Raw genomic sequence first — 18,008 nt, 5'->3', positions numbered from 1 at the left:
TGACCGGCTCTCCGACACTCTTCAAACCCTTCCCACCCTATTACACCTCGATCACGACAGGAAGGATCATCGGCCGGCGCTCCGTCTGCTGGAACAGGTACATCCCCAGCTCGTCGCGCACCTTCTGCTTGATCTCGTCCGGATCGGCCTCGGAGGCGGAGCGCTTCTCAAGCACCTTCGCGACCTGCTTGCGCACGTCCTCCACCAGTTCCTGGTGCTCCTTCATGAAGATGAACCCGCGGCTGGTGATGTCCGGCGCGCCGACGAGCATGCCGCTCTTCTTGTCGATCTTCACGACCACGATCACCATGCCGTCCTCGGCGAGCGCCTGGCGGTCGCGCAGCACCACCTGGGAGACGTCGCCCACGCCCAGCCCGTCCACGAACACGTAGTCGGTGGGGAGCTTCTCGTTGGTAAGCGTGCCGTGGCCGGGGGAGAACTCCATGACCTGGCCGTTGTCCACCACGAACACGTTCTCCTCCTTCCATCCCATGGAGTAGGCCACCTCGGCGTTCTCGCGCAGGAGGAAGTGGTTGCCCTCGATGGGGCAGTAGTATTTGGGCTTGAACAGGGCGAGCATGAGCTTGATGTCCTCCTGCATGGCGTGGCCGCCGGCGTGCACGTCCATGATGTCCTTGTGGATCACCTTGGCGCGCTTGCGATAGAAGATGTCCTTGAGGCGCTGCACGCTCTCCTCGTTGCCCGGGATGACCGAGCTTGAGAAGATCACCGTGTCCCCCTTGATGATGCGCACGCTGCGGTGCTCGTCGGAAGCGATGCGGTTGAGCGCCGCGTTCTTCTCGCCTTGGGCGCCCGTGCACACCACCACGATCTTCTCCTGCGGGTACTTGTCGATCTGGTCGATGGGGATGAGCGTCTTCAGGTTGATCTTGATGAACCCGAGCTCCTTGGCGATCTCCACGTTGGTCTTCATGGAGAATCCGTCGAGCGCCACCTTCTTGCCGTGCTTCTCGGCGCTCTCGAGGATCTGCTTCACGCGCGAGAGCAGGGAGGCGAAGGTGCCCACGATCACGCGCCCCGGCGCCTTCTCGATGATGCGTTCGATCTCGTCGCCGATCACGCGCTCGGACTTCTGGTGGCCCGGGATGCCGGCGCAGGTGGAGTCGCCCATGAGCATGAGCACGCCTTTCTTGCCGATCTCGGCGATGCGCTGGAAATCGGCATGCTGGGTGCCGGCCGGGTGGAAGTCGAACTTCCAGTCGCCCGTGTGGCAGATGGTGCCCGCCGGGGTGTCGATCACGATGCCGGCGGAGTCCGGGATGTTGTGGTTGATGTGGAAGAACGACACGCGGAAGACGCCCAGCTGCAGCACGTCGTCGATCTTCGTCACCTTCACGTTGAGCGGCGGGGTGTCGAAGTCCTCCTGGCGGCGCTTGATGATCCCGGCCGACATGGGGAGCGCGTAGATGGGCGGGTTGCCGATCTTGGGGACCACGTGCGGGATCGCCCCGATGTGGTCGTAGTGGCCGTGGGTGATGATGACCCCGCGGACGTTCTTCTCCTTCCCCTTGAGGCCGGTCATGTTCGGGATGATGTAATCGACCCCCGGCATGTCCTCGTTGGGGAATTGCAGCCCGAGGTCCACGATGATGATGTCGTTGCCGTACTCGAGCATGGTGCAGTTGCGGCCCACCTCCTCGCAGCCGCCGAGCACGGCGACGCGCAGCTTCGGGCTGCCCGGGGGAAGGGGCCTCCCCGCGCCGGAGGGCGCGGAAGAAGGGGCGCTGCCCCCGGCGTTCACGTTGTCGCGCGTGAACACGCGCCCGCGGAAGCGGTCGAATCGGCCTCCGCCTTGCTGGTGCGGGCCGCGGGACTGGTCTCGGCGTCCGCCATCGCGGCGGGGTTGCTGCTGGTTCGGTTGTTTGTCAACCATAAGAAATAACTAAGGTGGTAGTGGGTAGTGCGTAGTGCGTAGGATATTCCTACGCACTACCACCTACTCCCTACGCACTGAATAAAGATTTCCATGTAAGAACGAACGGTTTCACGTGCGCTTTCGACGAGACGTATCCCGCGATACGTCTCAGGAAAATGCATGTGGGAATCCCCCGAAGCCCAATCGTCAGATTGGGCGAAGGGGGATGGTGCCCAGAGAGAGACTCGAACTCTCAAGCCCGTGAGGGCACAGGCTTCTGAGACCTGCGCGTATACCAATTCCGCCATCTGGGCACGGGGCTGCGGCTAGCGCAGCACGTTCTTGGTTTTGATGTACCAGCTCGTAACGTTGGCGAATCGGTCCGAAGGGGTGATGACGCGGGGGATGTCCACGTTGCGGATCTTTGACGAGACCGCATAGGCGTAGGCGGACTGGTAGAGGAACACCGCCGGCAGGTCCTCCGCGAGCAGGGATTGGAATTCCTCGTATTTGGCCGCGCGCGTCGCTTCGTCCGTGCTCTGGCGCGCCTCCTCGAGGAGGGTGTCGGCCTTGCGGTTGCCGTAGTTGGCGAGGTTGAGTCCCTTGCCGGACGCCTGCGACGAATGCCAGAACGGGAAGGGATCCGGATCGAGGCCGAGCAGGGTGCCGGTGAGCAGCATCTCGTAATCGCGCGGTTCGATGACGTCCGCGAGCAGTTCGTCGGCCGGCACGGCCGCAACCTCCACCTTGATCCCGATATCGGCGAGCTGCGTCGCGATGCGTTCCGCCGTGCGGATGAGCTCCGGATGCTGGACGGTCTTCAGGGTAAGGGAAAACTCGTTCGTTGTCGAGCCCCCCGCTTCGCCTGCCGCTTTCTTCCTGGCTTCATACAGGTCTTTCGGAAGCGTGCGCACGTCCGACCCGTCGACCTTCGGAAACCCCGCCTTCTCAAGGAGGGCCATCGAGGCGGCGGGGTCGAACGTGGGCCAGGCCACGTCCGGGGCGTAGCCGACCATGTCCGGGAGGATCGGGGAGTCGACCACGGCGCCGCGGCCGCTGAGGGCATCCTCGAGGATCGCCTGCTTGTTCAGCGCGAGCGCGATGGCCTTGCGCACCTCCGGCTTCTTCAAGGCCGCCGCCTTTTCCTGGTTGAAGGAGAGCGTGGTGACGCGCGGGAGGGAGGGGCGCAGCAGCGTGACGTTCCGATTCTTCGCCACCGCCTCTTCCTGGTCGCTCGACACGAATGCCATCCCTTCGACGTTGCGGTTCTCAAGCGCGCCCTGCGCATCGTTCCCGTCGGCGTAGAACTTGAAGGTGAGCGTGTCGATGAGAGCCGGGGTGGCGTAATACGCGGCATAGCGCGCGAGGGTGTAGGAGAGGATGCGCCCGTTCTTGTCCTTGGAGAACGAGGCGAACTTGTACGGGCCGCTCCCGATCGGTTCCAGGTTGCGGGTGGCGAGCGGGGCATTGCGCGGCGGGATGCCGCCCCAGAGCCCCTCTGGGAGGATGCCGACCGTGAGCGTGGAGAGGAACGGCGCGAACGGCTTCTCAAGCGAGAAGGCCACCGTGCGGTCATCCACCTGGCTTACGGCGACCCCGCGGAAGGACACCTCGAGCGGGCTGCGATAGGCCGGGTCCTGGATCGCGGTGATGGTGAACAGCACGTCCTTCGCCCGCACGGAAGACCCGTCGTGGAACGTCGCGTCGTCGCGCACGGTCACCGAATAGGTCTTCCCGTCCTCGGAGATCTCCATCTTCTCAGCCAGGTCGTTCACGAGGCCTTCCTTGGGATCGAACCGCAAGAGCCCGGAATAGACCAGGCGCGCCAGGTCGGCGTCCACGTCGGAGGCCGTGGAGTACAGCGGGTTCACGAACTGCGGCTCGCCCACGAGGGCCTCCACGTACTCGCCTCCTTCCGCCGGGATTTCCAGGCGGTGGGTGGCCACATACCATGTGCCAAGCGCCGAGGCGGAAAGGACGAAGAGGAGGAGGCAGGACAGGGCCAAGAGCCGTTCGCGGCGCGTGAGCAGGCGCGGAAGGGCGCCCCACTGCTTGAGCGTGGGCAGTCCGCGGCGGCGTTTCACGGAAAGCACCTGGCGCATGGCCAGGTCCTTGGGTCCCTGGGGTGGGGGGCGGCGGAACACAGGGCGTTACACCAGGGCATTGGCCAGGGCGACGCCGAGGAACAGGATCGACAGGACGACGCTGCCCTGGAACAGGCGCTTCTCGATGCCGCGCTTGGTGCGGTACACGTTCCCTTCGCCGCCGAAGGCGGACGAAAGTCCCGAGCCGCGCGACTGCAGCAGGATGGAGGCCGCAAGCAGCACGGCAAGCGCGAGTTCCGCGGCGTTGAGGATGGCGTTGGTGTTCATAAAGACGGCGAAATCATACCATTTTCGCCCCGAATCGTCAATCCCGACGCATCGCTCCCGGCGATGGTCGGGACCCCGACCCCAAAGGGCGTCGGGGCGGGACGGTCTTCTTGGCGCCCGCGAAGCGCTTCATGCCGCGTCCCGACACCTTCATCTTGGGGCGACCTTTCTTTTCGCGACGCTTCGAACGCTCCAGGCCTTTGTGTGCGGCTTCCTCCATAGGGGCGATATGTAGGATGAAGAATGTAGGATGTAGGATAATTTGTCCCATCCTTCATCCTACAGTCTACATCCTACATGCTATACTTTCCCAATGGATTCTCCCATCCCGACATCGTCGACGCGTCGTCGAACGCTTATCGTCACGGCCGGCGTGCTCGTTGCGCTCGCCGCCGCGGGGTCGTTCGCGTACCGCGTGGGACACTACGCGCGGCTCATCCAGGCCGGGTCCATCACGCGTTCCGATCTCGCCTTCCTGTCGAACTACACGCCGAGCGCGGTCGCTTCCGCGCTCTCGTCCGGCACGACCTCCGAGGCGACGGACCGCGCCTCCGCGCCCGCCCTCGGCGCGCCGGACGCGAAGGTGACGATCGTCGAGTTCGCGGATTTCGCCTGCCCGTTCTCGCGCGCGTCGAGCTTCACGATGCGATCCCTCGCGGCCAAGTACGGCGACCGCATCCGATACGCCTACCGCGATTTCCCGCTCGGCGAGCTGCATCCCGACGCGCTCGGCGCTTCCATCGCCGCTTCGTGCGCGGGCACGCAGGGAAAGTTCTGGGAGTATCATGACAAGCTCTATCTTTCCCAGTCCGATCTCGGCGCGGCCCGCCTCAAGGCGCTCGCGCGCGAGGCCAACCTCGACCTCGTCGCGTTCGACGCCTGCGTGGCGGACCCCTCCGTGCGCACCGCCGTGCTCGAAGATTACCAGGCCGGCCTGGAAGCCGGCGTCGAAGGCACGCCCACCTTCTTCATCAATGGGACGATGATCCCCGGCGCCATCCCCGAGGACATCCTCGACGGCCTCATCGAACGCGCCCTTGCGCAGTGATATGTCTCGTCTCGCGGCTGCATTCCTTCTTGCCATATCTTTCCTCGCCCCGATGCCGCGGGTCGTTTTCGCGCAGACCGCGCCAGCGCCAGCCTCCACCACATGCACGTGCTACTGCACCTCCCCGAACGGGGCCGTCACGACCGGGCCGCAACAACCCGAAGCATGTTCTGACAGCTGCAAGAAAGGCGGGGAGAAGCAGATCATGTGCGGCAAGACGCCCACCGACACGCCGGAGAACAACACGCTGTGTTTCACGCAGAAGGAATGCGAATCCCAGGCGGACGGGAAGGGCCGCCAGGCGGGACGGTGGCTCGGGCAGGCGCCGGACTGCGTCGCTTCCTTTGGCGGACAGGGCTACTGCACCCCCATCACATACGCGGACATCGACCTGTCCTTCAAGCTCGGCGAAGTGAGCAAGGTGAGCGACCTGGGCGACTACGTCCAACGAGGCTACAACCTCCTGCTGGGCATCGGCACCACCATCGCGATCGTGATGATCATGGTGGGCGGCCTGCAGTACGTGATCGGGGCCGGGATGAGCGAGCAGGTGATGAAGGGAAAGGAGCGCATCAAGAAGGCGCTCATCGGCCTCGTGCTCCTCATGGGAGCGTACGTGATCCTGAACACGGTGAGTCCGCAGCTAGTGCGCCTAGAGCTCCCCGCCACGCCCATGGTGAAGCGGGTGACGCTGCTTGACGGGAGCAAGGATTGCAAGACGCTCGAGGATAAGGGTTTCAAGACCGGGGATGCCGTTGCCGGCAAGCTTGGGTTGAACTTCTGCGGGGCCACGAAGCCGGTCCTGAAGGACGAAAAGGGAACCGATGTGGCCGCAGGTTCCATCTGCCAGGTCATGGAGTGTCCGCCAAGCGCCGGGGAAGGGGCGCGGTGCGCCGGCATCGGGGACAAGGCGGTTTGCGTAAGCTGTCAGGCCGCCGTGCCAAATAATTCCATCGGCCTTAAGCCTGATGCCGGCAGCTGTCGCCAGCTTAAGAAGGACGACGTGCCGAAAGAACTCGCGAAAGATCAGACGCCCACGGAGCTGAACTACTGCTTCTTTACGACCGATAGCAGTGCCATGCTCGGTGCCGGAGCTGTCGTAGCCGATGTCGCGGTAGGCGCTGCAGCCGGTACGGTTGTACCAGGAGTTGGCACTGTCACGGGGGCGGCTGTCGGTGCTGGCGTGGCGGTCAGTTCCGCCCTTATCGCTGCGGGAACCTGCGCGGAATTATCGATCCGATGTGCAGACATCAAGGCGTGCAATGATTACATGGGACAGAAAGCGAAAAACGAATGGCTCGTGTCGGGAGCGCTCATGGGCACGATTGACGAAGCCGGCGATATGACGGGCGAGAAGCTGTGTACTCTTGACCCCTGCGACATCGCGAAGAAGAAAAAAATCCAACCATGTCAGTTCGTCGAACGCACCGGAGTCAATGACGAATGCTGGTCGGCGGAGGAGATTGAGGAAGAAATGGAGTTTGAAGAGAGGCGTGCCGAAGGGTTCGGTGCCATTCCTTGATCGGTTGCGTGACAGGGGACGGTCACACGAATGGCTCCGACGACGCGTCGGGCCATTTTCGTTTCGCCACCCCGTCCCCTTGCCCCGCCGGAAAAACCCTGATAGCATGCGCGCACTCGTGTGTAAAAACTTGAAGAACCAAATCTTGAAGGACCAAAGGTTCATGGAAAGTTCGAAAGGATAAAGGAACGGGATTTCGAACTTCGTCCTTCAATCTTTCTGTCACCCTTTGGTCCTTCAAGATTTCAGGTTTCAAGTTTTTTTCTCCCCTCCCGTTATGAAAGAGGTCATCTCCGTCCGTGGCGCGCGCGTGCACAATTTGAAAAACGTTTCGGTCGACATCCCAAAGAACAAGCTGGTGGTCGTCACCGGCCTGTCCGGTTCGGGGAAGTCCTCGCTCGCCTTCGACACCATCTACGCCGAAGGGCAGCGCCGGTACATGGAGTCGCTTTCGAGCTATGCGCGGCAGTTCCTGGAGCTTCAGGACAAGCCGGACGTGGACGAGATCACCGGCCTTTCGCCGACGATCGCCATCGACCAGAAATCTTCCTCGCACAACCCGCGTTCCACGGTCGGGACCGTCACAGAAATCTACGATTTCCTCCGTCTCCTGTTCGCGCGCGCGGGCCGGCCGCACTGTCCCACGTGCGGACAGCCGGTTTCGGAGCAGGACCTCACCTCCATCGTCGGGAAGGTGACCTCGCTCGCCAAGGAAGGGACCATCCAGCTGTTCGCGCCGGTCGTGCGCGAGGTGCGTGGCGAGCACAAGGCCGTGCTCGTGGCCGCGGCTTCGGCGCATTTCTCCCGCGTGCGCTTCGACGGGTTCCTGATGGACCTCGACGAGGCGATCGCCATGCGCAAGGACAAGAAGAAGGCGCACACGATCGAGGTGATGGTGGCCGAGCTCGGTGCCGGCATCGAATATCCGCCTGCGCAGATCGTGGACCTCGTGAAGAAGGCGCTCGAGTACGGCAACGGGCTGCTGCTCGTGGTGCGCGACGACACGGGCGACGAGACGCTTTTCTCGCAAAGCTATTCCTGCCTCCAGTGCGGCGTGAATTTGCCCAAGCCGGAGCCCCGTCTCTTTTCCTTCAACAGCCCATACGGCGCCTGCATCGGCTGCACCGGCCTTGGGGTGAAGCTCGTGCTTGAGCCCGAGCTCGTGATTCCCAATCCGCGCCTGTCGTTTGCCGAAGGCGCGGTGCGGCCGTGGACGCGCATCGCCGGGAACCAGACGAGCTACCTGCGCCTGCTCGAGGCCGTGGGCAAGCGCCATAAGTTCTCCACGAACGTCCCGGTCGAAAAGATCGGGAAGGAGAAGATGAACCTGGTGTATTACGGCACCGGTGACGACACGTACGCACTCGACGGAGCGGAGGTCACCTTTCCCGGCATCCTTGCCCAGCTCGAGGCCAAGTACCGCGAGACGGATTCCGATTACGTGCGCCACGAGCTCGAGGGATACATGCGCACCATGGTGTGTCCGGTATGCGACGGGAAGCGCCTCAAGCGGGAGGTGCTCGCCATCACGATCAACGGCCTGTCCATCGCCGACGTGGTGAACAAGAGCATCGAGGAGTGCGCGGTGTTTTTTGAGGGGTTGATGGGAAAGGCGGACAAGGCCTCAGGCGGACAAGGCCTCAGGCGGACGAACGTTCCTGCGGCCTTATCGCCTAAGGCCTTCAACGCCTCAGACCTCACGAAAGAAGAGAAGATGGTCGCTGAACGCGTCGCGAAGGAAGTGGTGGCGCGTCTTTCCCATCTCGTCGACGTCGGCCTCGGGTATCTCACGCTCGATCGCTCTGCCATGACGCTCTCCGGCGGGGAGGCGCAGCGCGTGCGGCTTGCGAGCCAGCTCGGGAGCTCGCTCTCCGGCGTCATCTACATCCTCGACGAGCCTTCGATCGGGCTGCATCCGCGCGACAATGACCAGCTCATCGGCACCATCAAGCGCCTGCGGGACGTGGGGAACTCGGTGATCGTGGTCGAGCACGACGAGGCGATGATCCGCGCGGCCGACTACGTGTTCGACGTGGGTCCCGGCGCCGGCGAATACGGCGGGGAGATCGTGGCCGAAGGCACGCCCGCGCAGCTTGAGCGCGACAAGGAGTCGCTCACGGGCAGCTACCTCTGCGGCAAGAAGAACATCCCGCTCCCCAAGTCGTACCGCAAAGGGAGCGGCAAGGCGCTCACGATCGAAGGGGCCTCCGCCTTCAACCTCAAGGGCATCGACGTGAAGATCCCGCTCGGGCGTCTCGTGTGCGTCACGGGCGTGTCGGGCTCCGGCAAGTCCACGCTCATCCTCGACATCCTCGGGAAGGCGCTCTCCCGCCATTTCTATCGCGCCAAGCTCTATCCGGGCGCGCACAAGGACATCAAGGGGTTGGAACACGTCGACAAGGTGGTGGCCGTCGACCAATCGCCCATCGGCCGCACGCCCAGGTCGAATCCCGCCACGTATACCGGCGTGTTCACCTCCGTGCGCGACCTGTTCACCGAGGTGCCGGAGGCGAAGATGCGAAGCTTCGACGCCGGGAAGTTCAGCTTCAACGTGAAGGGCGGCGGCCGGTGCGAGGCGTGCGGGGGCGACGGGATGCGGCGCATCGAGATGCAGTTCCTCCCCGACGTGTACGTGGAATGCGCCGAGTGCCGCGGCACGCGGTACAACCAGGAAGTGCTCGAGATCCACTACAAGGGGAAGTCCATCGCGGACGTCCTGAACATGACCGTCGAGGAAGCGCGCCGCTTCTTCGCCGACCAGCCGGCAGTGTTCGATAAGCTAGACGTGCTCCACGAGGTCGGCCTCGGCTACCTGCGCCTCGGCCAAAGCGCCACCACGCTTTCCGGCGGCGAGGCCCAGCGCGTGAAGCTCTCCACGGAACTGTCGAGACGCGCGACGGGAAAGACCGTCTACATCCTGGACGAGCCGACCACCGGCCTGCACTTCGAAGACATCAAGCGGCTCCTCGGCGTGCTCCATCAGCTCGTGGACAAGGGGAACACCGTGGTCATCATCGAGCACAACCTCGACGTCATCAAGGGGGCCGACTGGGTGATAGACATGGGGCCAGACGGGGGCGACAAGGGCGGTAAGGTGGTGGCTGAAGGGACGCCCAAGGAGATCGTGAAGGTGAAGGCGAGCGTCACCGGGGAGTTCCTGAAGCCGTTGCTCAAGTGAGGCGATTACGTTAAGAAGGGGCCACCCACTCCGACGCCCTTTGGGGTCGGAGCCCCGACCTCCCGTTTAGGGAGCGTCGGGGTTGACGGGAGGCCCCTTTTTTGCTATAGTCCCGCGTTATTCCAAGGAAGGAATTCCCCCAATATTATGAAGAAAATCCTTACTTCCGCGGCGTTCGCCATGGCCCTCGTGGCCATGCCGCTTGCGATGGGCGTCCGTGCGGACGCCGGCGGTTTCGCGCCTCTGCAGGCCAATGCGGCCTGGAATTACGGCGCGTACCGCGTGGAAAAGCTCGCCTTTTCCGAGAACGCGGTCGGTCCGTTCACCCTCGGGGAGAGCGTATTCGTGGCCGAGCCGGAGACCGGCGGCCTCTATACCCTGATCCTCGTGAAGAACGGGGCGGGCAAGGCGTTTCCGCACGTTCCCAAGGAGGCGTTCTCCGCGGACCGTTTCTTCAAGAACGGCAACCGCCTGATGTACGCCGTGCCCATCGATGACGAGGCTGACCGGTACGCGGTGGTCGAGATTGACGTGAAGAGCGGGCAGAAGAAGACCGTCATCGACAGCGTGTTCGTGAAGAACGCGCGTTCGGTGGACGTGATGACGAGCCCGCTCGTCTCTCTCGCCGAGAATCCTGATGTCGCGGCTGACGCGTTCGATTTCGACTTCTCGATCGAGGACCAGTATTTCTTCGAGTTCGAATACGACAATCCGAACCCGAACAAGGCGTACCGCCAGCAGGCCGTGTTCGTGTACGACGCGCAGGAAGGGGTCGCCTATCCCATCACGCAGCACTACGACCTGCGCCGCGAGGAAATCCAGGACGTCTACGACGGCCGGGCGCTCGTGAAGCTCACCTTCGAGGCCGGCAACGAGGAATTGTGGATCATGGACAGCCGCGTGATCGACGGTCGCAAGGGGAGCATGAAGGCGATCAAGGGGACCTGGACGGATCCGGACGCTGACATCGTGGGCGCGCATTTCCGCTACGACGGCTCGGCGGAGTTCTTCAAGAATTTTACGCGCCATACGTACCGTCCCGGCATCGATGACGCGGCAGTGGTCCGCACCGGCGAGACCATCACCTGGTTCCGCGACGTGAACGCGTCCTACGTGTCCGACGGGTGGCGCATGGCGTGGATCGACGCGGACGACCGCGTGCACATGAGCACCCTCTACGGCGCGACCAAGGACCTCGGCGTCGCCGCGTATGGCCGGTTCCATCTCGAGGGCTCCAAGCTGTATTTCGCGAGCGAGCACTCGGGCAAGGTCATCGAGAGCCTCTACGGCGCCACCGCCCCCAAGGACCTGTCCGTGGCCGTGCTCGACGTGAACGGGCGCAAGGCGGTCGGCATCAATGGCCTTGAACAGATCGCCTATCTCGACCAGGCCACGGGCGTGACGTTCGATATCGGGTTCGGCTCCTCGCCGGTCGTGGACCAGGACGGCCGCGCGTACTGGCGCGGGAAGAAGAGCGGGATCTATTCCGCCGCGTTCGTCCCGGGAGCCGGCGTGAAGCCCGCGGCCCTGAAGGATGCGTCCGGCCACTTCGTGAAGGGCACCCGCGTGAAGTTCGAAGGGAAGCCCAAGGTGTTCGTGGTGGGTTCCGACCTGCGCCTCAACTCGATCCCGGACGAGGCCACGGCGCAATCCCTGTTTGGCCGCGATTGGAACAAGGGGATCGTGACGGTGAAGGAGAGCCAGATGATCGACTATCCGCTCGGCGGGGTCGTGTACACCAGCCAGGACCTGTCGAACCTCTGAGATCCTTCGGCCTATAGCCTCAGGATGACAAAGAAAAACCCGGCCAGACGGCCGGTTTTTCTTTGTCACTTCGCCTTCTTCATCTCGCGCATCGGGCGCTTGTGATTCTGGCGCCATTCGGTGAGATAGTTGAGCTTGGCACGGCGCACCTTGAACTGGCGCACGAGGTCGAGGCCGCCGATCACCGGGGAGGCGAGCGGGTAGATCTTCTCCACCCCCCAGCCGCCGGCGGTCTTGCGCACCGTCATGGTGCGGGAGATTCCCGCGCCGCGCACCGAGATGACCGTCCCCTCGAAGGCCTGGAGGCGTTCGCGCTCCTCGCCCTTGCTGGTGACGTCCTTGATCTTTTCCTGCACGCGCACCACCATGCCGGGCCTCACGTCCGCCGGCTTGATGGCCACCACGTCGGCCTGGGACGCCTTGGCCTGCTTCTTCTCTTCCATAGGATTCACGTTGGGCAGAGGAACACAGGGCAAAGCCGCTGAGTGTTCGTACGCAATAATAAGGTGCCGGAAGGGTAACGGGGCGAGGGTGATTCGTCAAGCCTTCCGCGCTTCGACGGCCGCCAGGATCGTGGCCACGATCTGCTGCGGGGTGAGCGTCGTGGTGTCGAGCCACAGGTCGTAGTTGGCCTTTTGGAAGATGTCGAGCCCGTAATATTTCCGGTATCGGCGCTGGTCGCTCTCGTTGCGCGCGCGCAACGCCGCCTCAGCCTCGTCCTGTGACGCGTACGTCCGCTCGTCGGCGCGCTCGCGCGCCTTCTGCGCCTCGAACACGCGGCGCGCCCCTTCCTTCGGGTCCACGGAAAGGAACACCTTGTATGCCTTCGGGATGAAGTGCCACGAGAGCCGCCCGTCTATGACGAACGCGTCACCGGATGCTCCGAGCTTGGTCTGGTAGTCGTCCACCTCCTTGTCCGTGAACGCCTCGGTCTCGCCCAGCGCATTCAGTTCGTCGATGCTTAGTCCGCGTTCGGCCGCCATCTTGCCGCGCAGGTCGCCCATCGAATACCATTCCACGCCAAGCCGCTCGGAGAGCATGGAGGCGATGGTGGTCTTTCCGGAGCCGGGAAGGCCGGAGAGGGTGATGATCATAGGGAAGTAGGATGTAGACTGAAGACTGTAGGATGAAGGATGGGATGGCTACTCGATGCGTTGCAGGATGCCCCATAGCATGGCGCCGATTTCTCGCGCCGTCTCCCGTATCACGACGGTCTCTTCCCGCGAACAATAACCCCTCTTCGACGAGAAGTCGACCAAATATTCCGATTCCTTTAAAGAACCAAAGGAGATTTCTAGGAAGTTCTTGTTTACTCGGCTTCGGAATCGCGCAAAGCCTTCCACGTAGTTCAACACGACAGATAATGCAGCTCGACGCAATTGAGAAGTCACACCAAACTTTTCTTCCGAAGGGAATTTTCCCGTCAGGTCATAAACAAGATGGACGTATGAGTCCATCTTGCCCCGTAACCTTTGATGGAAGGTCTGCTCCGAAGGTTCAACGCCCATAATCCTACATCCTTTATCCTACAGTCTTCATACCGTCGGCAGCGTCTTCAGGACGGCTTCGAGCTCGGCGGGGAGCGGGGCCTTAAACGCCTTGCGGGTGCCGTCCGGCAGGGGAATTTCCAGCCGCCGCGCGTGCAGGAACAATCGGTCCATCTCGATTGGCCGGATGTTCTTCATCCGCTTCTTGAAATACAACGTGTCTCCCACCACCGGATGGTCGATGGCGCGGAAATGGGTTCGGATCTGGTGCGTGCGGCCGGTCTCGATCGTCACCTTCACGAGCGTGACCGTCTTGTACCGCGCGATGACCTCGTATTCGGTGACCGCGTCCTTGCCTTCCTGCGACTCCGGGCGCGCCACCATGCGGCCCTTGCTTTTCGACCTCGCGATCTTGAACGTGATGCGGTCATGGTCCTTGGGGAGCTTGCCGTACACGAGCGCGACGTATTCCTTGCCCAGCTCGCGGTTCGTGAAGGCGGCTTTGAGGAATTCGAACATCTCCTGCGTCTTCGGGATCGCGATCACGCCGGACACGTCCTTGTCGAGCCGGTGCACGATGCCGTGGCGGCCCGCCTCGCCGACCTTCCTGATCTTCGGCGCGTGCTTTGCGGCGGCATCCGCAAGGGTGGGGGAGAGGTCGCCCGGGTGCGCCTCGTGCACCAAGAGCCCCGCCGGCTTGTTCACGACGAGCAGGGAATCATCCTCGAACAGGATGTCGAGTTCGGGAAGCTTTGCCCTGGACGCCGGCGCCTTCGCGACCGGGTCGATCTCGAGCACGTCGCCCGCATGCACCGGCGCGTGCGGCTTCATCGCCGCCCCGGCGCGACGGACCAGCCCGGCCTTCACATGGGCCTGCGCCTTGGTGCGCGCACACTTGAGCGCGCCCGCCAAGAACAGGTCGAGGCGCATCTTGTCGGCTTCGGGCGGCACGGCGAGCTTCTTCATAGTCCGAGCACGATCACGGTGCGGAAAAACAGCCCATGCACGAGAATCAGGATGATCCCGGCGACGATGAGCGCCTTGCATCCGATCTCGCCTTCGTGGTCGTGCTGTTTTTTCGCCTCGCGATAGAAATAGATGCCGACGCCGAGGATGAGGATGCCGAGGAAGAGGAATGGCATAGGGTGAACGAAAACTTGAAGAACCAAATCTTGAAGGACCAAAGTTTCATGGAAAGGTCGAATGGATGAAGAATGAAATTTTAAACTTCGTCCTTCAACCTTTCCGTCACCCTTTGATCCTTCAAGTTTTCATGTTTCAAGTTTTGATTTCATGGTAGGCCCGGATGGACTCGAACCATCGACCACCGAGGTATAAGCTCGGCGCTCTAACCAGCTGAGCTACGGGCCTGAACTGAGCGACCTCGCGACTTAGGCGAGGGCGCATTCCACCATTTTACGCGCGAAATGGCAATGGTGCTATACTCGGACCCATATGGATCCAGAAGTGCGCGCGCTCGTCATCCTGCTCGCCCTCATCTGGTCGCTCCTCTATTGGGTGGGCGGCGGCGTGATGTTCGCGCTGGTGTCGCTGTTGCGCCTCGGGCGCGTGCGCAAGGTGCGGTTCAGCTGCCTGTTCACCCTGCTCGCGTTTGCGTGCGGCATCGGCGCGTCCGTCTACGGCGTCGGACGCTCCGGCGCGGCGCTCAACGCGTGCCTCGTGGCGTCTCAGACGAAAGCCGAGTCATTGGCCGCCCTGTTCGGTTGCGGCTTCTCGACCATCCTTGTCGCCTTCTTGATCGGCGCCGCCGCCCTGGTCGCGGGCGGGTTCCTGATCCTCGCGCTCGCGAGCACGTCGATCCGCCCGTGGGTGCGGCTTGAGAAGGACGGCGAAGAGCCTGAAGAGCCGATCGTATGAAGCATGTCGTGAAGAACTACGCCGCCCTTGCCACCGACCGCCGCCGGCGCGACGCGCTTGCGGTGCTTGAGGCGGGCCTCCGGGCCATCGACACGCGCGCCGCCATGCGCGAGGCGGTTTCGCGTGAGGGGCGCATGCTCACGGTGCGCGGGCGGCGGTTCGACCTCAGCCGGTTCGGCCGCACGTTCGTGATCGGCATCGGCAAGGCCGCGTACGAGGCGGCTGCCGCGCTTGAAGGGATCCTCGGAGAACGCCTCACGGACGGGATCGTGCTCGACGTGAAGGCGGGGAAGCTGAAACGCCTGAAGAGCATCGCCGGCTCCCATCCTCTGCCGAGCCCCGCCAACGTGCGCGCCACCGGCGAGATCATCGGGCTCGTGAAGAGCCTGCGTCCCGACGACCTGCTCATCGTGATCGCTTCCGGCGGCGGCTCCGCGCTCCTGTGCTGGCCCCATGCGCTCACGTGCGACCAGGTGTCCATGCTCACCGCCGCGCTCATGCGCGAGGGCGCCGACATCCACGAGACGAACACGGTGCGCAAGCACGTCTCCGAGATCCTCGGCGGCCAGCTCGCCGCGCTCGCCGCTCCCGCGACCGTGCTCGGCCTCGTCTTTTCCGACGTGCCCGGGGACGACATCTCCCAGGTCGCGTCGGGCCCTACCGTGCTCGACCAGACGACCATCGACGACGCGCGCAGGATCATGGATCGCTACGACCCGCTCAAGGCCTGCAAGCTCCCCGCGTGCGAGCTGCGCGAGACCCCCAAGGATCCGGCGCTGTTCCAGCGGGTGACCAACGTGCTGATCCTCGGCAACCGCACCGCGCTTGCGGCCATGGAAGAAGAAGGGGAGCGCCGCGGGTACGTGGTGCGCGTGCACGGCACCGCGGTCTCGGGCGAGGCGCGACAGGTGGGCGCCACGCTTGCCGGGCTGCCGCAGCCCGGGGAGATGGTGATCGCCGGGGGCGAGACCACCGTGACCGTGCGCGGCTCGGGCCGCGGCGGCCGCAACCAGGAGCTCGCGCTCGGGGCCCTGTCACACGTCCCGGACGACGGGCTCGTGCTCTCCTGCGCCTCCGACGGCATCGACAACGGTCCGGTCGCCGGCGCATTCGCCGACGCAACGGTCCGTGACGCCGCACGCAAGAAGAAACTGGACCCCGACGCGTTCCTCGCTCGCAACGACTCGTCGTCGTTCTTCAAGAAAGCCGGGGGACAGATCATGACGGGCCACACGGGGAGCAACGTCTCGGACCTGATGATCGCCTTGCGGCGGAAGGGTTGACGCGGACGTCCGTTTTCGATACGCTCGCGGCACATTTTCGGGCGGCTAGCTCAGTTGGTTAGAGCGTCACATTGACATTGTGAAGGTCAGAGGTTCGACTCCTCTGCCGCCCACCAAAAAAGACTCCCTTCCGGGGGTCTTTTTCGTCTCGCGTCAGTACGCCGTCCCCAGGTGTTCCTTGAGCCACTTGAGCGCGCGCGTGCGGGTCATCACCGTGCCTTCGAGCTGCGCGTCGCGCACGGCGTCGAGGGCGAGGCGCACGCGGGGCCCTGGCGCGAGGCCGGCGGCAATCGCGTCGTCGCCGGACACGAGCGCGGGGATCCGTTCGTCTTCGGTGACTCCCCAGGCGCGGCGCAGCTCCTGCGCCCGCATTTCAGCAGCCGCGACGACCGCGTCGTTGCCGAGCGCCTTCAGCACGAGGACATAGTTCTTCGCATGCCCGTTCATGAAGGTTCGTTCGAACAGGCCCGGGCGCATCGTGGCGGGATCCGGGGCGCCTTGCTGGATGCGCGTGACGATCCATGCCACGTCATCGAGATGCGCGCGCAGGGGGCTCCCGGAGGGAAGGGTGTCCAAACCGACGCGTTTGAGCGCCGGGATGACCGTGGCGGCGGGAACGGCGCGCATGAGGAGCGCGAGCGCGGCCGTGAGGCGGCCTGCGGGAAGCGCGCGCAGCGGCTCAAAGAAGCGCGCATCGCCCGAAAAGGACGCTTCCGCCTCCGGGAGGAGCTCGCGCATGAGGCCGCTTTTTTGCAGGAGGTCGGCGGCGACGAACGCGTGCGCGACGAACGCCTTGGCCAGCTCGCTTCCCACCGTCTCGCGCGGCACGACGAAATGCCGGACCCCATCCGTTTCGCGGACGTCGTTGATGTTGGGCGCGGCTTCATGCAGGGCGAGTCGGGTGGCATCCTCGATGTCGAACCCGAGCTCCGCGGCGAAACGGATGGCGCGCAGGAGGCGGGAAAGGTCTTCCAGGAAGCGTTCGCCGGGCACGCCGACGGCGCGGATCACCCCCAGGCGCAGGTCGCTCTGCCCATGCCAGGGGTCCACGATCGTGCCGCGGCGCAGGTCGTACGCCATGGCGTTTACCGTGAAGTCGCGCCGGGCGAGATCCGCCTCGATGGGAAGCATCGGATCCACCTGCAGGTCGAAATCGCGATAGCCGCCAAGGCTCCCGGCGCTCGCGTGCTCCCGGCGGGGCAGGGCGACGTCCACGAACGGCCGCTCCTTCGGCGAGATCCCGTGCGGGAGGAACTTGTACACGCCGAACGTCTCGCCCACGAGCTCGACCGCGCCGCGCGATCGCAGCCAACGCTCGAGTTCGCCGCGCGCGCGTCCGCGCGCCACCAGGTCCACGTCCTTCGCGTCGCGCCCGAGCAAGGCGTCACGCAGGGCGCCGCCCACCAGGTACAGGTCCGCACCCGGATGATCGCGCAGGAACGCCTTGGTGAACGCCAACGCCGGGTCCCGATCAAGCAGGGACCGCAGGCGACGCGCCGCGTCGGTGGGATCGTACGGCATAAGACCTATCCACCCCATTGTACCAGACAGCGCCCGGAGGCCGTGGTATACTGCGGCCAATCGTTCATGATTTCGTCTA

The 18,008-nt window shown here is 63.9% G+C and carries 15 protein-coding genes and 3 tRNA genes; 7 read left to right on the top strand and 11 right to left on the bottom strand.

Features of this window, described 5'->3' with window-relative positions:
* Positions 1 to 40: 40 nt before the first annotated feature.
* The 4 genes from EPO34_02935 to secG all read right to left on the bottom strand — a co-directional run bounded on the left by EPO34_02935 (position 41) and on the right by secG (position 4,248).
* Positions 41 to 1,894 carry a ribonuclease J gene (locus EPO34_02935; GenBank protein TAK04085.1) on the bottom strand — a complete coding sequence of 618 codons (1,854 nt, stop codon included), beginning with the start codon at positions 1,892 to 1,894 and terminating at the stop codon, positions 41 to 43.
* Between the two features lie 209 nt (positions 1,895 to 2,103).
* Positions 2,104 to 2,190 (bottom strand) — tRNA-Leu (locus EPO34_02930).
* A gap of 12 nt (positions 2,191 to 2,202) precedes the next feature.
* Complete coding sequence (locus tag EPO34_02925) at positions 2,203 to 4,020, bottom strand: peptide ABC transporter substrate-binding protein (GenBank protein ID TAK04084.1); 1,818 nt, start codon at positions 4,018 to 4,020, stop codon at positions 2,203 to 2,205.
* 6 nt (positions 4,021 to 4,026) lie between these two features.
* The gene (secG, locus tag EPO34_02920; protein ID TAK04083.1) at positions 4,027 to 4,248 is read right to left on the bottom strand and encodes a preprotein translocase subunit SecG; all 222 of its coding nucleotides are present in this window, start codon (positions 4,246 to 4,248) and stop codon (positions 4,027 to 4,029) included.
* A 313-nt stretch (positions 4,249 to 4,561) separates the two neighbouring features.
* On the opposite strand from secG, the gene EPO34_02915 reads away from it, so the two are divergent.
* The 4 genes from EPO34_02915 (at position 4,562) to EPO34_02900 (ending at position 11,760) form a co-directional block, all read left to right on the top strand.
* Positions 4,562 to 5,296, top strand: coding sequence for a DsbA family protein (locus tag EPO34_02915; protein TAK04082.1), 735 nt, complete (start codon positions 4,562 to 4,564; stop codon positions 5,294 to 5,296).
* A 1-nt stretch (position 5,297) separates the two neighbouring features.
* Positions 5,298 to 6,818 carry a hypothetical protein gene (locus tag EPO34_02910; protein TAK04081.1) on the top strand — a complete coding sequence of 507 codons (1,521 nt, stop codon included), beginning with the start codon at positions 5,298 to 5,300 and terminating at the stop codon, positions 6,816 to 6,818.
* A 277-nt stretch (positions 6,819 to 7,095) separates the two neighbouring features.
* A complete protein-coding gene (gene uvrA, locus EPO34_02905; GenBank protein ID TAK04080.1) occupies positions 7,096 to 9,996 on the top strand; it encodes an excinuclease ABC subunit UvrA in 2,901 nt (966 codons plus the stop codon).
* A gap of 147 nt (positions 9,997 to 10,143) precedes the next feature.
* A complete protein-coding gene (locus EPO34_02900; protein ID TAK04079.1) occupies positions 10,144 to 11,760 on the top strand; it encodes a hypothetical protein in 1,617 nt (538 codons plus the stop codon).
* 65 nt (positions 11,761 to 11,825) lie between these two features.
* On the opposite strand, the gene EPO34_02895 is transcribed toward EPO34_02900, so the two are convergent.
* The 6 genes from EPO34_02895 to EPO34_02870 form a co-directional block, all read right to left on the bottom strand.
* Positions 11,826 to 12,203 carry a 50S ribosomal protein L19 gene (locus tag EPO34_02895; protein ID TAK04078.1) on the bottom strand — a complete coding sequence of 126 codons (378 nt, stop codon included), beginning with the start codon at positions 12,201 to 12,203 and terminating at the stop codon, positions 11,826 to 11,828.
* 96 nt (positions 12,204 to 12,299) lie between these two features.
* Positions 12,300 to 12,854: a hypothetical protein gene (locus EPO34_02890; protein TAK04077.1), complete on the bottom strand. Its 555-nt coding sequence runs from the start codon at positions 12,852 to 12,854 to the stop codon at positions 12,300 to 12,302.
* A gap of 48 nt (positions 12,855 to 12,902) precedes the next feature.
* Positions 12,903 to 13,268, bottom strand: a complete 366-nt coding sequence (locus EPO34_02885) for a four helix bundle protein (GenBank protein ID TAK04076.1) — start codon at positions 13,266 to 13,268, stop codon at positions 12,903 to 12,905.
* Positions 13,269 to 13,295: 27 nt separating this feature from the next.
* Complete coding sequence (locus tag EPO34_02880) at positions 13,296 to 14,294, bottom strand: RluA family pseudouridine synthase (GenBank protein ID TAK04075.1); 999 nt, start codon at positions 14,292 to 14,294, stop codon at positions 13,296 to 13,298.
* On the bottom strand, positions 14,210 to 14,389 hold the full coding sequence (locus EPO34_02875; GenBank protein TAK04074.1) for a hypothetical protein: 180 nt from the start codon (positions 14,387 to 14,389) through the stop codon (positions 14,210 to 14,212). The genes EPO34_02880 and EPO34_02875 overlap by 85 nt, the downstream gene beginning before the upstream one ends.
* A 152-nt stretch (positions 14,390 to 14,541) precedes the next feature.
* Positions 14,542 to 14,618: transfer RNA gene (locus tag EPO34_02870), tRNA-Ile, on the bottom strand.
* A gap of 84 nt (positions 14,619 to 14,702) precedes the next feature.
* Here EPO34_02870 and EPO34_02865 point away from each other — a divergent pair.
* From EPO34_02865 to EPO34_02855, 3 genes are all read left to right on the top strand, one after another.
* Positions 14,703 to 15,125, top strand: a complete 423-nt coding sequence (locus EPO34_02865; protein TAK04073.1) for a hypothetical protein — start codon at positions 14,703 to 14,705, stop codon at positions 15,123 to 15,125.
* Positions 15,122 to 16,408 (top strand): DUF4147 domain-containing protein, encoded by a 1,287-nt coding sequence (locus EPO34_02860; GenBank protein ID TAK04072.1) that lies wholly within the window; start codon positions 15,122 to 15,124, stop codon positions 16,406 to 16,408. Before EPO34_02865 ends, EPO34_02860 begins: the two co-directional genes overlap by 4 nt.
* Positions 16,409 to 16,447: 39 nt before the next feature.
* Positions 16,448 to 16,524: transfer RNA gene (locus tag EPO34_02855), tRNA-Val, on the top strand.
* A gap of 37 nt (positions 16,525 to 16,561) precedes the next feature.
* Here EPO34_02855 and EPO34_02850 read toward each other — a convergent pair.
* Positions 16,562 to 17,947 (bottom strand): CCA tRNA nucleotidyltransferase, encoded by a 1,386-nt coding sequence (locus EPO34_02850; GenBank protein ID TAK04071.1) that lies wholly within the window; start codon positions 17,945 to 17,947, stop codon positions 16,562 to 16,564.
* Positions 17,948 to 18,008 lie beyond the last annotated feature (61 nt).

The sequence above is a fragment of the Patescibacteria group bacterium genome (genome assembly GCA_004297215.1).
In the GTDB taxonomy this organism is placed as follows: Bacteria; Patescibacteriota; Patescibacteriia; order UBA9934; family GWF2-40-263; genus 2-01-FULL-63-20.
This window is presented reverse-complemented; position numbering and strand designations above follow the sequence as displayed.

What these genes read in the sequence shown, in the direction of transcription:
- EPO34_02935 (TAK04085.1), bottom strand. Translation starts at nt 1,894, where the DNA reads ATGGTTGACAAACAACCGAACCAGCAGCAACCCCGCCGCGATGGCGGA.
- secG (TAK04083.1), bottom strand. Translation starts at nt 4,248, where the DNA reads ATGAACACCAACGCCATCCTCAACGCCGCGGAACTCGCGCTTGCCGTG.
- EPO34_02915 (TAK04082.1), top strand. Translation starts at nt 4,562, where the DNA reads ATGGATTCTCCCATCCCGACATCGTCGACGCGTCGTCGAACGCTTATC.
- EPO34_02910 (TAK04081.1), top strand. Translation starts at nt 5,298, where the DNA reads ATGTCTCGTCTCGCGGCTGCATTCCTTCTTGCCATATCTTTCCTCGCC.
- uvrA (TAK04080.1), top strand. Translation starts at nt 7,096, where the DNA reads ATGAAAGAGGTCATCTCCGTCCGTGGCGCGCGCGTGCACAATTTGAAA.
- EPO34_02900 (TAK04079.1), top strand. Translation starts at nt 10,144, where the DNA reads ATGAAGAAAATCCTTACTTCCGCGGCGTTCGCCATGGCCCTCGTGGCC.
- EPO34_02895 (TAK04078.1), bottom strand. Translation starts at nt 12,203, where the DNA reads ATGGAAGAGAAGAAGCAGGCCAAGGCGTCCCAGGCCGACGTGGTGGCC.
- EPO34_02890 (TAK04077.1), bottom strand. Translation starts at nt 12,854, where the DNA reads ATGATCATCACCCTCTCCGGCCTTCCCGGCTCCGGAAAGACCACCATC.
- EPO34_02885 (TAK04076.1), bottom strand. Translation starts at nt 13,268, where the DNA reads ATGGGCGTTGAACCTTCGGAGCAGACCTTCCATCAAAGGTTACGGGGC.
- EPO34_02880 (TAK04075.1), bottom strand. Translation starts at nt 14,294, where the DNA reads ATGCAAGGCGCTCATCGTCGCCGGGATCATCCTGATTCTCGTGCATGG.
- EPO34_02875 (TAK04074.1), bottom strand. Translation starts at nt 14,389, where the DNA reads ATGCCATTCCTCTTCCTCGGCATCCTCATCCTCGGCGTCGGCATCTAT.
- EPO34_02865 (TAK04073.1), top strand. Translation starts at nt 14,703, where the DNA reads ATGGATCCAGAAGTGCGCGCGCTCGTCATCCTGCTCGCCCTCATCTGG.
- EPO34_02860 (TAK04072.1), top strand. Translation starts at nt 15,122, where the DNA reads ATGAAGCATGTCGTGAAGAACTACGCCGCCCTTGCCACCGACCGCCGC.
- EPO34_02850 (TAK04071.1), bottom strand. Translation starts at nt 17,947, where the DNA reads ATGGGGTGGATAGGTCTTATGCCGTACGATCCCACCGACGCGGCGCGT.